Raw genomic sequence first — 14,227 nt, 5'->3', positions numbered from 1 at the left:
CCTGATGTGTGCAGCGTGCGGGTCGGGGCGCGTGCGGGCGCCGTGGGAGGACACGGTCGGCCCCCGCGACCCGGGGGCGTCCCGGCGGCTCGCGGCGGCGCTGACCCGCTGGCTGGGACCGTGGCGGTGGCGGGTGACGCCGTGGCCGGGCGGCTACGCCCTGACGGGGCCGTGCGGGGCGCTTCCGCCGGCCGGTGGCGTCGACGAGGTCGTCGCGCGCGCCGGGGCGGCGCGGCCCGGGGAGCTGGGACGCCGGCTCTCCGACGCCCCGCCCGACGGGCTCGACCTCGCCGAGGCCGTGGTGCGGGTGTCGGTGCTGGCCCTCGAGCGCGGGCACCCGGTGGTCCTGGCCGGCCCCGACCCGGGCCGTGCCCGCCGGTTGCACGCCCACGGCGGCGTCGCCGTGGACGTCGTCCCACGACCCGGCGCGGCCTGGAGCGTCGGCTGACGTCACTACCGTGTCTTTCATGGGTGAGGACGGGCTGTTCGAGGTCGAGGTGCCGGAGGCGTCCCCACCCGGCCCGGACCCGGAGCGGCCGGTCACGCGGGGTGTCGTGGACGACCGGCCGGCGCCAACAGGGGAACACGCCGACAGGGGAGTGGCGGTACCGCTGGCGGTGCGGATGCGCCCGGCGAGCCTCGACGAGGTCGTCGGCCAGGACCACCTGCTCTCGCCCGGCGCGCCGCTGCGGCGCCTCGTCGAGGGGGCGGCGCCGGCGTCGGTCGTGCTCCACGGGCCCCCGGGGACGGGCAAGACGACGCTGGCGCGCCTGATCTCGCAGGCGACGGGGCGGGCGTTCGAGGCCCTGAGCGCGCTCAATGCCGGGGTCAAGGAGGTGCGGGGGGTGATCGAGGTCGCACGCCGCCGTCTGGCCGCGGCCGAGCCGAGGCGCACCGTCCTGTTCATCGACGAGATCCACCGGTTCTCGCGCACCCAGCAGGACGCGCTGCTCGCTGCCGTCGAGGACCGCGTGGTGCTGCTGGTGGGCGCGACCACCGAGAACCCCAGCTTCTCCGTCGTGGCGCCGCTGCTCTCGCGCAGCCTCGTGCTGGGCCTGCACGCCCTCGACGACGAGGCGGTCGGCACGCTGCTCGACCGCGCCGTGACCGACCCGCGGGGGCTGGGCGGGGCGGTGACGCTGCACCCCGACGCCCGGGCCCACCTCGTGCGGCTGGCCGCGGGCGACGGGCGCCGCTCGCTCACGGCCCTGGAGGCCGCGGCGGACGCAGTGGGGGGAAGCGGCGAGATCACGCTGGCCGACGTCGAGCGCGTCGTCGACGAGGTCGCGGTGCGTTACGACCGCGCGGGCGACCAGCACTACGACGTCATCTCGGCGTTCATCAAGTCGATCCGCGGCTCCGACCCGGACGCCGCGCTGCACTACCTCGCGCGGATGATCGTGGCAGGGGAGGACCCGCGGTTCATCGCCCGGCGCCTGGTGGTGCACGCGAGCGAGGACATCGGGCTCGCCGACCCCACGGCCCTCCCCGCGGCCGTGGCCGCCGCCCAGGCGGTCCAGCTCATCGGCCTGCCCGAGGTGCGCATCAACCTGGCGCAGGTGACCATCCACCTCGCGACCGCGCCGAAGTCGAACGCCGTGATCACCGCGATCGACGAGGCGATGGCCGACGTCCGGCACGGCGCGGCGGGGCCGGTGCCCCCGCACCTGCGGGACGGGCACTACGCGGGCGCCCAGGCGCAGGGGAACGCGGTGGGCTACGTCTACCCCCACGACGACCGGGCCGGTGTCGTCGCTCAGCAGTACCCGCCCGACGAGCTCGTCGGCCGCGACTACTACCGCCCGGGCGGGCGGGGTGACGAGCGGGGGCGCGCCGAACGGCTCGCGCGGCTGCGCGAGGTGGTGCGGGGGCCGGCCGGGCGCTGACTCTCCCGCGGGTACGTCCCCCGCGGTACCCGCGAGACCCACGACCGGCGCAGCGCCCGGGCCGGCTCGTCGTAGCCTTCCCCCGTGACGCCCGACCGTGACCGCCGGCGCGTCCGGGGGCGTCCCGGACGCCGTCCGGACGCGTCCGACCTGCGAGGACGTCGTCCCCTCCCCGCGGGTGCCGCGTGAGCGCGACGGGTCCGCCGGACACCACGGCGCGGTTCTGCGCCGACTTCCTCGCCGAGCTCCAGCGCCGCGGGGTGTCCTTCCGGCGGGCCGAGGCGGTGTCCGGGTGGGGCAAGTCGACGATCGCGGCCGCCACCCGGGGGCCGGGGCTGCCCAACGTCGACCTCGTCACCGACGTGCTCGCCGGCGTCGGTGTCGAGGCCGACGACGTCGCGGGCTGGCGCAGCCGGCACGAGCGGCTGCGGGAGGCCCACGCCCCACCGGCGGAGGCGGCACCGCCCGCTCCACCACCCGTCCCGGTCGCGCCGGCACCGGCCGCCGACCCGCCCCCGGCACCCCGGCGCTCGACCCGCCGCCGCGTCGAGATCGCCGCATTCGCCGTCCTCGTCGCCCTCGTCGTCGGGCTGACGACGGCGGTGGTCGTCCTCGCCGACGAGGACCCCGCGCCGACACGCACGGTCGTGGTGCAGAACCGTGTGGCCATCGGGCGGGGCGAGCTGATCGAGGACCGCACGTCCTCCTACCTGGCGACGCGCCCGGTGGCGTACTGCGCGAGCATGCCCGGCTGCAAGATCCCGGGCACCGACGTGTGGAGCGGCGCGACCTTCACCGCGGTCTGCTGGCTCACCGGCGAGGCCATGACCAACGCCGACCTCACCTCCACCAACATCGGGCAGAACCCGAACGTCGCGAGCTCCGCGCTGTGGCTCGGCGCGCGGGCGCCCGACGGGCGCATCGGCTACATCTCGGAGGTCTACCTCGCCCCGTCCTACCGGGGCGGGCTGGGCCTGCCGCCGTGCTGAACCGGAGCTGATCAACCGGGCCCCGGAGGCGCGTCGGTGTCGCACGGTAACCTGCCGCCACCTGCGCCAGGTGCCGTCCGGAGACCCGCCCCCGGGCGGTGTCGCCGGGCGGCGGTCCGGGGACCTGTACCGCACCCAGCACCCGAGGAGGACCCGTGTCGGTCGGCCAGATCGCGGCGATCGTCGCCGCGGTGGCGTTCGTGATCCTGGTGGTGCTGCTCGCCATCCCGCTCATCAAGCTCGGGCGTACTCTGGACGAGGCGACGATCGCGATCCGCAAGGCGCACGAGGGCACCGAGCCGCTGCTCTCCGACGCCGGGGTCACGCTGACGACGGTGAACACCCAGCTCGAGCGCGTCGACGGCATGACGGCCAGCGCGCAGGCCGTCGCCGCCAACACGAAGGCGCTCACCACGCTGTTCACCGCCACCCTCGGCGGCCCGCTGGTCAAGATCGCCGCGCTGTCCTACGGGCTGCGCAAGGCCCAGCAGGCGCGCCAGCTGAAGTCGGCGCCGAGGAAGTCGAAGCGGAGTGCCCGCGCATGAAGCGTCTGTTCTGGGTGGGGGTCGGCGTCGCCGTCGGCGTCACCGCCACCCGCAAGGTCAACGAGCTCACCCAGAAGGCCACACCGGCCGGCCTCGGCACCAGCCTGGGCGAGGGGCTGCGCGAGCTCGGTGCCGGGCTCGGCGCGTTCGGCGCCGAGGTCCGCGCCGGGATGAACGAGCGCGCCGAGGAGCTCTACGCGATGGTCGAGGACACCACGGAGATCCCCGTGCGGCCGGATCCGTCGCCGGCCCGCCACGCCCGAGCGCCCCGGCGGGGTGCCTCGCACGCCCGCTGAGGCGTCCGGCCGGACCCCGCGCCACCCCTCGACCGCAGCGCACCCACCCGCACCATCCCTGAGCAGGACACCGTGCAGACCCACGAGATCCGCCGTCGCTTCCTCGCGCACTTCGAGCACGCCGGCCACACCCCCGTCCCCAGCGCCTCCCTGATCCTCGACGACCCGACGCTGCTGTTCGTCAACGCGGGGATGGTGCAGTTCAAGCCGTACTTCCTGGGCGACGCCCCGCCGCCCTACGCCACGGCGACGTCGATCCAGAAGTGCGTGCGCACCGGCGACATCGAGAACGTCGGCCACACCACCCGCCACAACACGTTCTTCCAGATGGCGGGCAACTTCTCGTTCGGCGACTACTTCAAGGAAGGCGCGATCCGCCACGCCTGGTCCCTGGTCACGTCCAGCCAGGACGACGGCGGGTTCGGCTTCGACCCCGAGCGCATCTGGGTCACGGTCTACGAGAACGACGACGAGGCCGAGCGCCTGTGGCAGGACGTCGCGGGCCTGCCCCTCGAGCGCATCCAGCGCCGCGGCGGCGAGGACAACTACTGGGACATGGGCGTGCCCGGTCCCGGCGGGCCGTGCTCGGAGATCTACTACGACCGCGGGCCGGAGTACGGGCTCGAGGGCGGGCCGGTCGCCGACGAGGACCGGTACCTCGAGATCTGGAACCTCGTCTTCATGCAGGACGTCCGCGGCGACTCCAGCCCGAAGTACGGGGCGCCCCCGATCGGCGAGCTGCCGCAGAAGAACATCGACACCGGTCTCGGCGTCGAGCGGGTGGCGTTCCTGCTCCAGGGCGTCGACAACGTCTACGAGACCGACCTGCTGCGGCCGACGATCGACCGGGTCCAGGAGCTCTCGGGGCGGTCGTACGACCACGGCACGCCCGAGGACGGCGTGCGGTTCCGCGTCATCGCCGACCACATCCGCACCGGCACGATGATCATCGGCGACGGGGTGATCCCGGGCAACGAGGGCCGTGGCTACGTGCTTCGCCGCCTGCTGCGCCGCGTGGTCCGCAACGCCCGCCTGCTCGGGATCACCGAGCCGGTGCTCGTCGACCTCACCACCGTCGTGCGTGACGCCATGGGGCCGTCGTATCCCGAGCTCGTCACCGACTTCGACCGGATCGTGTCGGTGATGCGCGCCGAGGAGGAGGCGTTCCTGGCGACGCTGACCACCGGCTCGCGGCTGTTCGACTCCGCGGTCGCGGACACGCGCCGGGCCGGGCGCAGCGTGCTCTCGGGCGAGGACGCCTTCGTCCTGCACGACACCTACGGCTTCCCGATCGACCTCACCCTCGAGATGGCCGCCGAGGCCGGCCTGGACGTCGACGAGGGCGCCTTCCGGTCGCTGATGGACCAGCAGCGCGCCCGCGCCAAGGCCGACGCCAAGAGCCGCAAGCAGGGCAGCGCCGACCACTCGGTGTACCGCCGCCTGCTCGAGGCCCACCCGCCGGGGGAGTTCCTCGGCTACACCGACCTGCAGGCCGCCACGCGCATCGTGGGGCTGCTCGTCGACGGGCAGCCGGTGCCGGTCGCGCGCGAGGGCGACACGGTCGAGGTCGTCCTCGACAACACCCCGTTCTACGGCGAGTCGGGCGGCCAGCAGCCCGACACCGGCGTCATCCGGACCACCGACGGCACGGTGCGCGTCGACGACGTGCAGCTGCCGGTGCCGGGCCTGCGGATCCACCGCGGGGTGGTCACGCACGGGACGATCGGCGTCGACACCGCCGCCGAGGCCGAGGTCGACACCGACCGGCGCAGCGCGATCGCCCGCGCCCACACCGGCACCCACCTCGTGCACGCCGGCGTGCGCAACGCCCTCGGGCCCGCCGCGGCCCAGGCCGGCTCGCTGAACGCGCCCGGCCGCCTGCGCTTCGACTTCACCTCGCCGTCCGGCGGCATCCCGCCCGCGCTCCTCGGGGAGGTCGAGGACGAGGTGAACACGATCCTGCAGGAGGACCGGGACGTCGACTGGTACGTCACCACCATGGACCGGGCCCGCGAGCTCGGCGCCATGATGCTGTTCGGCGAGAAGTACGGCGACCAGGTGCGCGTCGTCGACATGGGGGAGTACTCCCGCGAGCTCTGCGGCGGCACGCACGTGGCGCGCACCGGCGAGCTGGGCATGATCAAGGTCATCACCGAGGGGTCCATCGGCAGCGGCGTCCGGCGCGTCGAGGCCCTCGTCGGGCTGGACGCGTTCCGCTACCTCAACCGCGAGCACGTCCTGGTCAACCAGCTCGCCGAGCAGCTCAAGACGCCGACCGAGGACCTGCCCGAGCGGGTGTCGGGCCTCGTCGAGCGCCTGCGCGCCGCCGAGAAGGAGCTCGAGGCCGTGCGGGCCCGCGAGGTGCTGTCCTCGGCCGGCTCGCTGGTCGACGGCGCCGAGGACGTCGGCGGGGTCGCGCTCGTCGCCGCCCGCACCCCCGAGGGCGTCACCGGCGGCGACCTGCGCTCGCTCGCGGGCGACGTCCGCGGCCGGTTGCAGGGCCGACCCGGCGTCGTGGCGCTCTTCGCGCCGGACGGCGAGAAGGTGTCGTTCGTCGTCGCCACCACCGAGGGCGCCCGCGACCGGGGACTGGCCGCCGGCGACCTGGTCAAGGCGTTCGCGCCCGCGGTGAACGGGCGCGGGGGCGGCAAGCCGGACCTGGCCCAGGGCGGCGGCAGCGGGGTGGCGGGCATCGACGACGCCATCGCCGCCCTGCGCACGGAGGTGTCCCGCGCTGTCTGAGGGACGCCGTCTCGGGGTCGACGTCGGCAGCGTGCGGGTCGGGGTCGCGCTGTCCGATCCGGGGGGAGTGCTCGCCACCCCGCTCGTTACCCTCGATCGTGACGGGACGGCCGGTACCGACCTGGACCGGCTCGTGGCGCTCGTCGACGAGCACGAGGTGGTCGAGGTGGTCGTGGGGCTCCCCCGCACGCTCGCCGGTCGGGACGGACCGGCCGCGCAGTCCGCGCAGGAGTACGCGGCGGCCGCGCGGGACCGGCTCGCCGCCGCCGGGCGCGACGTCCCGGTCGTGCTGGCCGACGAGCGCCTGACCACCGTCGCCGCCACCCGCACGCTGTCCGACCGGGGGGTCCGGGGCCGCAAGCAGCGCCGCGTGATCGACCAGGCCGCCGCGGTCGCGATCCTCCAGGGTCACCTCGACGCGCGCCGCGCGGCCGGCGCCCCGGAGACCTCGTGACGGGTCGTCACGGAGGTCCGGGCCAGCCCGACGGGTGGTCGCCGGGCGGGCGACGGGTGATCCGCATGTCGCCCACCGGTCGGTCGTCGGGGCCGCGTCCCGGCACCGCCCAGGGACGGCCCGTGGGGCGGGCGGTGGCCGGACGCCCGACCGGACGGCACGGTGGTGGCGCGCGGTCCCCGGGGCGGGTGGCGGGGCGGGCGGCGGCGCCGCGGGGCCCCGAGCGTCCGGCACCGACCGACGACGACGTCGAGACCGACACGCACCTCGCGTCCGACTGGCGGGTGCCCGACGTGGAGGAGGAACGGTCCCCGGCGGCCGACGGTGATCCGGGCTGGCTGCTCGGCGACGACGACCGCCGGACCGCCCCGGACGACCACGACGCCGTCACCGAGCTGCTCGCGCACGACGGCCCGGCGCGGCGGCGCCGCCGGTACCTGTGGCCGGGGATCGCGGCGCTGCTCGTGCTCGCGCTCGTCGGCGGGGTGTTCTTCGCCCGCGACCTGATCGGCGTGTTCTTCCCGCCCGACTACGAGGGCCCGGGCACGGGCCGCGTCGTCGTCGAGGTCGCCGACGGTGCCTCGACCAGCGCGATCGGCGAGGAGCTCGCCCGCGCCGACGTCGTCGCGTCCGCCCGGGCGTTCGGGGACGCCGCCGAGGACGACCCCAACGGCCGCGCCATCCAGCCCGGCTTCTACGAGCTGCGCCGCCAGATGTCGGCGGCCGGCGCGGTGGAGGCGCTCCTGGACCCGGCCAGTCGCGTGGGACGCCTGGAGATCCGCAGCGGCACGCAGCTCGACGACACCGTCGGCGCCGGCGACGCCGTCGTCCCCGGGACCCTCTCGCTGATCTCGCGGGCCACGTGCACCGTCGACGAGGCCGGCGCCGAGCGCTGCGCCTCGGTGGACGACCTGCGCGCCGCGATGGCGACCGCGGACCCCGCCGAGCTCGGCGTGCCGTCCTGGGCGCTGGAGGGCGTGCGGCGCGCCGAGCCGAACCGCCGGCTGGAGGGCCTGCTCGCCCCGGGCACCTACGACCTGCGTCCGGGCATCGGGGCGCGCGAGGCGCTCGAGCAGGTGCTGCGGGAATCGGTGCCGCGGCTCGAGGCCGGCGGGCTCGTGCGCGAGGCGGAGGCCCGCGGGGTCGAGCCCTACGACGCGCTGATCATCGGGTCGCTCGCCGAGCGGGAGGGCGTCCAGGCCGACTTCGGGAAGGTCGCGCAGGTCATCTACAACCGTCTCGCGATCCCGATGCGCCTCCAGTTCGACTCGACGGTGAACTACCCGCTCGACCGGCAGACGCTGCTGACCAGCCCGTACGACCGTGCGACACCGGGGCCGTACAACACGTACCTCAACTTCGGGTTGACCCCGACCCCCATCGGCGCGGTCAGCTCCGAGGCGCTCGCGGCGGCGCTCGACCCGACGCCCGGGCCGTGGACGTACTTCGTGAAGTGCCAGCCCGACGGCACCTCGTGCTTCGCGGTGACGGTCGAGGAGCACGACGCCAACCGGCGCCTCGCCCAGGCACGCGGGGCCTACTAGGTGCACGCCGCCGTCCTCGGGTCGCCGGTGGCGCATTCGCGCTCGCCGGTGCTGCACCGCGCCGCCTACGCCGCGCTGGGTCTCGACGACTGGACCTACGAGGCCGTCGAGTGCACCGCCGAGGAGCTGCCCGCCTGGGTCGCCGCGCGCGACGCGTCGTGGGCCGGGCTGTCGGTGACCATGCCGGGCAAGCGCGCGGCCCTCGAGGTCGCCACGACCGTGACGCCCCGCGCCGCCCGCGTCGGGGCCGCGAACACCCTCGTGCGCCGTGCCGAGGGGTGGGCGGCGGACTGCACCGACCTCGACGGGGTCGCGGGCGCGCTGCGGGCCGGCGGGGTCGTCGGGGTGCCCGGTGCCGGGGGCCTGCGGGACGCGGTGGTGCTCGGGTCGGGGTCGACGGCGTGCGCCGCGATCGGCGGGCTGGACGAGCTGGGTGGGAGCGAGTCGGTGACAATCGTCGTGCGCGACCCCGTGCGGGCCGAGGGGACCCTGGCGGTCGCGCGGTCCTTCGGGTTCGCGGCGCGGGCGGTGCCGTGGTCGGCGCTGGCCGCGAGCGACCTGGAGCGGGCCCTGGCGCTGGTCAACACCACCCCGGCGGGATCGGTGGACGAGGCGCGGGCCGCGTTCCTCGTCGGGTCGGTGCCCGACGACACCGTCGTGCTCGACGCGGTCTACCACCCCTGGCCGACGCCGCTCGCCGCCGCCGCCACCGACCGGGGCCTACCCGTCGCGACCGGGCTCGACATGCTCCTGCACCAGGCCTTCGGCCAGGTCGAGCAGTTCACCGGCCTCCCCGCGCCCCGCGATGCCATGCGCGCGGCCCTGGCGGCCACGGTGGACGTGGCCCTGCTGCCCCTGCCGGACTGACGCACGCCGGGGCGCGTCCCGAGCGGGGCAGCGAGGGTCACCTTGGCTGCGTGGGAGGCAGCGAGCGCGTCCCTCGCCCCGACGCTGCGACGCTGACGCCGAACATCCCGCTGCTCCATACGCCCGTCCCCATCGCCCGGATGCGTCCCCAGGGTCGCGAGCGGATCCGTGACGGGGGTCGCGGGCGACGCCAGGCTCGACGGCGTGGTGATCGCGGCGGTGGTGACGGGCGGGGGAGCGGGGGCGCTCGCGGGTCTGGGTGTGCGGGCGGTGCTGGCGCGGATGCGGCGCGGGGTGCTCGTGCCGCGGGCTCCCTGCGCCACGGCGCTCGCGGTGCTGTGGGCGGTGCCGGCGGGCGTGGTGGTCGCGGGAGCGGCGCCGGCGGCGTGGTTGCCGGCATGGCTGGGGCTGGGCGCGCTGGTGGTCGCCGGCAGCGCGACGGATCTCGCCGCGCGCCGGCTCCCCGACGCGCTCACCCGCCCCGCGACGGTGCTGGCGCTCGCGGCGCTGGCGCCGCTCGGGCTCCGGGCCGTGCTGGTCGGCGTGCTCGGCGCCGTGTGCTGGGGGGTGGGGCACGCGGTGGTGCACCTCGTCGCGCCGGGAGCCCTCGGCGCCGGGGACGTGAAGCTGGCGCCGGCGCTCGGCGCGCCCCTGGCGGCGGCGTCGTGGGCCGCGCTGGCCGTCGCCCCGGTGCTGGCGGCGGCCGGGGTGCTCGCGCTGGTGCTGGCCCGCGGCGGGCGGTCGACGACGGTGCCGTTCGGGCCGCCCGTGCTCGGTGCCGCGTGGGTGGCGCTCGCGGCGGTGGTGATCACTCCGTGAGCGATCGGGGGCGCACGGTGACGTGCGACGATGGGCGACGTGTTGCGGTGGTTGACGGCGGGAGAGTCGCACGGTGCGGCGCTCACGGCCGTGCTCGAGGGCATGGTCGCGGGCGTCTCGGTGAGCTCGAAGGAGGTGTCGGCGGACCTCGCGCGCCGACGCCTCGGGTACGGGCGCGGCGCGCGGATGAGCTTCGAGGCCGACGAGATCGAGCTGTCCGGCGGGTTCCGGCACGGCGTGACGCTGGGCAGCCCGATCGCCATCCGGATCGCCAACACCGAGTGGCCGAAGTGGGAGACGGTCATGTCGGCCGACCCCGTCGACCCGGTGCTGCTCGAGGGCCGGGCGCGCAACGCTCCGCTCACCCGCCCCCGGCCCGGGCACGCCGACCTCGCCGGCATGACGAAGTACGACTTCGACGAGGCCCGCCCCGTCCTCGAGCGCGCCAGCGCTCGCGAGACGGCGGCCAAGGTGGCGCTCGGTGCGGTGGCCAAGGCGTTCCTCGGACAGGCCCTCGGGGTCGAGGTGCTCTCGCACGTGGTCAGCCTCGGCACCGCCGACGCGACGCCCGACGTGATCCCGATGCCCGGCGACGGCGAGCGGATCGACGCCAGCCCGGTGCGCGCGGTGGACGAGGCGTCGACGGCCGCGATGGTCGCCGAGGTCGACGCGGCCAAGGAGGACGGCGACACCCTCGGCGGGGTCGTCGAGGTCGTGGTGCACGGGCTCCCCGTGGGCCTCGGGTCGTACGTGCAGGCCGACCGCCGCCTCGACGCCCGCCTCGCGGGGGCCCTCATGGGCATCCAGGCGATGAAGGGCGTGGAGATCGGCGACGGCTTCACGACGGCACGCCGCCGTGGCTCGGCGGCCCACGACGAGATCCATCTCGGTGCCCGCGACACCGGCGTCGCCCGGGCCACCAACCGGGCCGGCGGGATCGAGGGCGGCATGACCAACGGCGAGCCCCTGCGGGCCCGCGTGGCGATGAAGCCGATCTCGACGGTGCCGAGGGCCCTGCGCACGGTCGACGTCGTCACCGGCGAGGGCACCACGGCCCACCACCAGCGCTCCGACGTCTGCGCGGTGCCCGCGGCGGGCGTCGTGGCCGAGGCCCTGGTTGCGCTCGTGCTCGCCGACGCCGCGCTGGAGAAGTTCGGCGGCGACTCGCTGGGCGAGACCGCGCGCAACGCCGCGGCCTACGCGGCCGCCGTCGACCCGCGGCGCGCCGTCGAGACCGGCCAGGACCTCCCGTGAGCCCCGTCGCCGTGCTCGTCGGCCCGCCCGGGGCGGGCAAGTCGACGGTGGGGGCGCTCGTCGCCGAGCGCCTCGGGGTGCGCTTCGTCGACAGCGACACGCTCGTCGAGCAGCGCGCCGGCCGGTCCATCAGCGACATCTTCCTCACCGACGGGGAGCCGGCGTTCCGGGTCATGGAACGTGACGCCGTCGCCGAGGCGCTCGCTGGCCACGACGGCGTGCTCGCCCTCGGCGGGGGCGCGGTGATGACCGAGGCGATCCGTGACCTGCTCGCGGGCCAGCCCGTCGTGTTCCTCGGGGTCGGGCTCGCCGCCGGGGTCCGCCGGGTGGGGCTGTCCACCGCGCGACCCCTGCTCGCCGGGGTCAACCCGCGGGCCACGTTCTCCGCGCTGCTCTCCGAGCGCCTGCCCGTCTACCGCGCCGTCGCCCGCCACGAGATCGCCACCGACGACCTCACGCCCGAGGCCGTCGCCGACGCCGTCCTCGCCGCCGTGGGCCCGGAGGCCGCCGACCGTGCCCGCTGAGACCGGAGCCGGCGCGGTCCTGGAGCGCCTGCACGTCGCCACCGCCGCGCCGTACGACGTGGTCGTCGGCCGCGGGGTCACCGGTGCCGTGGCCGAGACGCTGGCGGGCACGGCCACCGTGGTCGTCTGCCACCAGCCCGCTGTCGCCGCCATCGCCGGGGCGGTGCGCGACGCCCTCGAGGCGCAGGGCACCCGCACCCACCTCCACGTGCTGCCCGAGGGCGAGGACGGCAAGGACCTCACGACCGCCGGCGCGTGCTGGGAGGAGCTCGGCCGCCTCGGCCTGACCCGCTCGGACGCCCTCGTCGCGGTCGGCGGGGGGGCGGCCACCGACCTCGTCGGCTTCGTCGCCGCGTGCTGGATGCGCGGCGTGCGGGTGGTGCACGTGCCCACCACCCTGCTGGCGATGGTCGACGCGGCCGTCGGCGGCAAGACCGGCATCAACACCGCGGCCGGGAAGAACCTCGTCGGCGCGTTCCACGAGCCCGCCGCGGTGGTCGCCGACCTCGACAGCCTCGCCACCGTGAGCCGCCCCGAGCTGGCCGCCGGCCTCGCCGAGGTGGTCAAGACCGGGTTCATCGCCGACCCCGCGATCCTCGAGATCGTCGAGGCCGACCCGGACGCCGCGCTCGACCCGGCCGGCGCCGCGCTCGGCGAGCTCGTGGTGCGCTCGATCCGCGTCAAGGCCGACGTGGTGGCCGCCGACCTGCGGGAATCGCACCTGCGCGAGATCCTCAACTACGGCCACACCCTCGGCCACGCCGTCGAGCGGCGCGAGCGTTACCGGTGGCGTCACGGCGAGGCGGTGTCGGTCGGGCTCGTGTTCGCCGCCGAGCTCGCCCGCCGCGCCGGACGTCTCGACGACGTGACCGCCGATCGCCACGCCGCCGTCCTCACCCGGGTCGGGCTCCCGACGACCTACCCGGCCGACGCCTTCGACGACCTCGTCGCCACCATGCGCCTGGACAAGAAGTCGCGCGGCGCGCTGCTGCGGTTCGTGGTGCTCGACGGCCTCGCGCGGCCGGGGCGCCTCGAGGGCCCGACGCCCGAGGACCTCGCGGCGGCCTACGCCGCCCTCGCCTCCTGAGCCGCTCGCCCCGCGCGGACGTCCGACGCAGCGAACGCGCCGTTCGCTGCGATAGAAGCAGCGAACGGCGCGTTCGCTGCCACCGGGGGGCCCTCGTCGGGGCGTCAGCTTCGCGGGCGCCGCAGGCCGAAGCGACGGCGGGTCCGGGACTCGTGGGAGGCGTCGCCTGTGTCGGCCGAGGCCACGTCGCCCGAGCCGGCGCCCGGTGAGCCGCTGTCCGCCGAGCCGCCGCCCGCCGAGCCGCTGTCCGCCGAGCCGCTGTCCGCCGACGCCGTGCCCCTCGCCGGGGTCTCGGGGTCGAGCGGCCCGCCCGGCATCGGGAACGACGGCAGGACGGCGACGACGGGCGGCTCGAGGGACTCGGGCACGTCGTCGCGGTCCTCCGCCCCGCCCGGGGTCGAGGCCTCGGGGCCGAAGGGCGAGGACACGGTCGGCGACGCGCCCGAGGCCCGGACCGTCGACACGCGGCGCTGCCCGGCGAGACGCGGGGCCTCGGGCATCCGCTCGCGCTCGGCCACCTCGGGCCCCGCCGACCCCGCCGACCCTGCCGACCCCACCGACCCCACCGACCCCACCGCGGCCCGCTCCGGTGTGCGACGTCCGGGCGTCCGCACCCCCGCCACCGACGGCCCGGAGGCGCCGGCCGCCGCCGGGCGCACCCCCACCCGGGCGGCGGCGCGGGCTGCGGCGGCGGCACGGTCGTCCGCGGGGCCGCCGGGGGAGACGTCGGCCCGGTCGAGCGCGGCCCGGCGGGCGACGGCGTCGTCGTCGGCGTCGAGGGCCGGGTCGTCGGCGCCCTCGCCGTGGCGGCGGAGCGACAGCCAGCCGAGTCGCGAGCCGACGAACACCCCGGCGAGCACGAGCAGCGCGGTGAACGAGGCCCGCCCGACGAGCGCGGGCTGAAGGTCGGCGACGCCGGTGCCGTCGACGAAGAGCGCGAGGAGGATCCAGCTCAGCAGGCCCGCGGCGGGCGCCGACACCAGCGCGGCGCCGAACCACGACCACTCCGGGGGTCTGCGGTCGAGCACGACCTCCGCGCCCACCCACACGATGACGACGGCCAGCACGAGCACCAGCAGCAGGGCGCTCCACAGCCGCAGGAGGTCGGGCGACCACGACCGCAGGGCCACGAACAGCGCCTGCGCGACGCCGAAGACCGCGGTGAGCACGAGCGCACGCAGGACCCAGGGACGCGGCCGGACCGAGGTGGCGAAACGCAC

14 protein-coding genes are annotated in these 14,227 nt (G+C 76.4%); 13 read left to right on the top strand and 1 reads right to left on the bottom strand.

Translation table 11 applies throughout. The features are described 5' to 3' along the window. Positions 1 to 31 precede the first annotated feature (31 nt). The 13 genes from C8D89_RS07750 to aroB all read left to right on the top strand — a co-directional run bounded on the left by C8D89_RS07750 (position 32) and on the right by aroB (position 13,007). The gene (locus C8D89_RS07750; RefSeq protein WP_116707536.1) at positions 32 to 448 is read left to right on the top strand and encodes a hypothetical protein; all 417 of its coding nucleotides are present in this window, start codon (positions 32 to 34) and stop codon (positions 446 to 448) included. 19 nt (positions 449 to 467) lie between these two features. Then, positions 468 to 1,886 (top strand): replication-associated recombination protein A, encoded by a 1,419-nt coding sequence (locus C8D89_RS07745; RefSeq protein ID WP_116707535.1) that lies wholly within the window; start codon positions 468 to 470, stop codon positions 1,884 to 1,886. Positions 1,887 to 2,071: 185 nt separating this feature from the next. Continuing rightward, positions 2,072 to 2,875 carry a hypothetical protein gene (locus C8D89_RS07740; RefSeq protein ID WP_116707534.1) on the top strand — a complete coding sequence of 268 codons (804 nt, stop codon included), beginning with the start codon at positions 2,072 to 2,074 and terminating at the stop codon, positions 2,873 to 2,875. 155 nt (positions 2,876 to 3,030) lie between these two features. Beyond that, the gene (locus C8D89_RS07735) at positions 3,031 to 3,420 is read left to right on the top strand and encodes a DUF948 domain-containing protein (protein ID WP_116707533.1); all 390 of its coding nucleotides are present in this window, start codon (positions 3,031 to 3,033) and stop codon (positions 3,418 to 3,420) included. After that, positions 3,417 to 3,716 carry a hypothetical protein gene (locus tag C8D89_RS07730; protein WP_116707532.1) on the top strand — a complete coding sequence of 100 codons (300 nt, stop codon included), beginning with the start codon at positions 3,417 to 3,419 and terminating at the stop codon, positions 3,714 to 3,716. Before C8D89_RS07735 ends, C8D89_RS07730 begins: the two co-directional genes overlap by 4 nt. A 72-nt stretch (positions 3,717 to 3,788) precedes the next feature. Beyond that, positions 3,789 to 6,458, top strand: coding sequence for an alanine--tRNA ligase (gene alaS, locus C8D89_RS07725; RefSeq protein WP_116707531.1), 2,670 nt, complete (start codon positions 3,789 to 3,791; stop codon positions 6,456 to 6,458). Next, positions 6,451 to 6,912 (top strand): Holliday junction resolvase RuvX, encoded by a 462-nt coding sequence (gene ruvX, locus C8D89_RS07720; protein ID WP_116707530.1) that lies wholly within the window; start codon positions 6,451 to 6,453, stop codon positions 6,910 to 6,912. The genes alaS and ruvX overlap by 8 nt, the downstream gene beginning before the upstream one ends. A 65-nt stretch (positions 6,913 to 6,977) precedes the next feature. Continuing rightward, entirely contained in the window at positions 6,978 to 8,456 is a 1,479-nt protein-coding gene (locus C8D89_RS07715; RefSeq protein WP_116707790.1) for an endolytic transglycosylase MltG, read from the top strand. Continuing rightward, a complete protein-coding gene (locus C8D89_RS07710; protein WP_116707529.1) occupies positions 8,457 to 9,323 on the top strand; it encodes a shikimate dehydrogenase in 867 nt (288 codons plus the stop codon). 168 nt (positions 9,324 to 9,491) lie between these two features. Beyond that, positions 9,492 to 10,142 carry a prepilin peptidase gene (locus C8D89_RS07705; protein ID WP_116707528.1) on the top strand — a complete coding sequence of 217 codons (651 nt, stop codon included), beginning with the start codon at positions 9,492 to 9,494 and terminating at the stop codon, positions 10,140 to 10,142. Between the two features lie 30 nt (positions 10,143 to 10,172). Then, a complete protein-coding gene (gene aroC, locus C8D89_RS07700; protein ID WP_116707527.1) occupies positions 10,173 to 11,396 on the top strand; it encodes a chorismate synthase in 1,224 nt (407 codons plus the stop codon). Then, on the top strand, positions 11,393 to 11,920 hold the full coding sequence (locus C8D89_RS07695) for a shikimate kinase (RefSeq protein ID WP_116707526.1): 528 nt from the start codon (positions 11,393 to 11,395) through the stop codon (positions 11,918 to 11,920). Before aroC ends, C8D89_RS07695 begins: the two co-directional genes overlap by 4 nt. After that, positions 11,910 to 13,007, top strand: a complete 1,098-nt coding sequence (aroB, locus tag C8D89_RS07690) for a 3-dehydroquinate synthase (RefSeq protein ID WP_243417936.1) — start codon at positions 11,910 to 11,912, stop codon at positions 13,005 to 13,007. Before C8D89_RS07695 ends, aroB begins: the two co-directional genes overlap by 11 nt. 104 nt (positions 13,008 to 13,111) lie before the next feature. Here the strand turns inward: aroB and C8D89_RS07685 are convergent, their stop codons facing one another. Next, positions 13,112 to 14,227 carry a hypothetical protein gene (locus C8D89_RS07685; RefSeq protein ID WP_116707525.1) on the bottom strand — a complete coding sequence of 372 codons (1,116 nt, stop codon included), beginning with the start codon at positions 14,225 to 14,227 and terminating at the stop codon, positions 13,112 to 13,114.

This window comes from Actinomycetospora cinnamomea (assembly GCF_003096675.1).
Classification (GTDB): domain Bacteria; phylum Actinomycetota; class Actinomycetes; order Mycobacteriales; family Pseudonocardiaceae; genus Actinomycetospora; species Actinomycetospora cinnamomea.
This window is presented reverse-complemented; position numbering and strand designations above follow the sequence as displayed.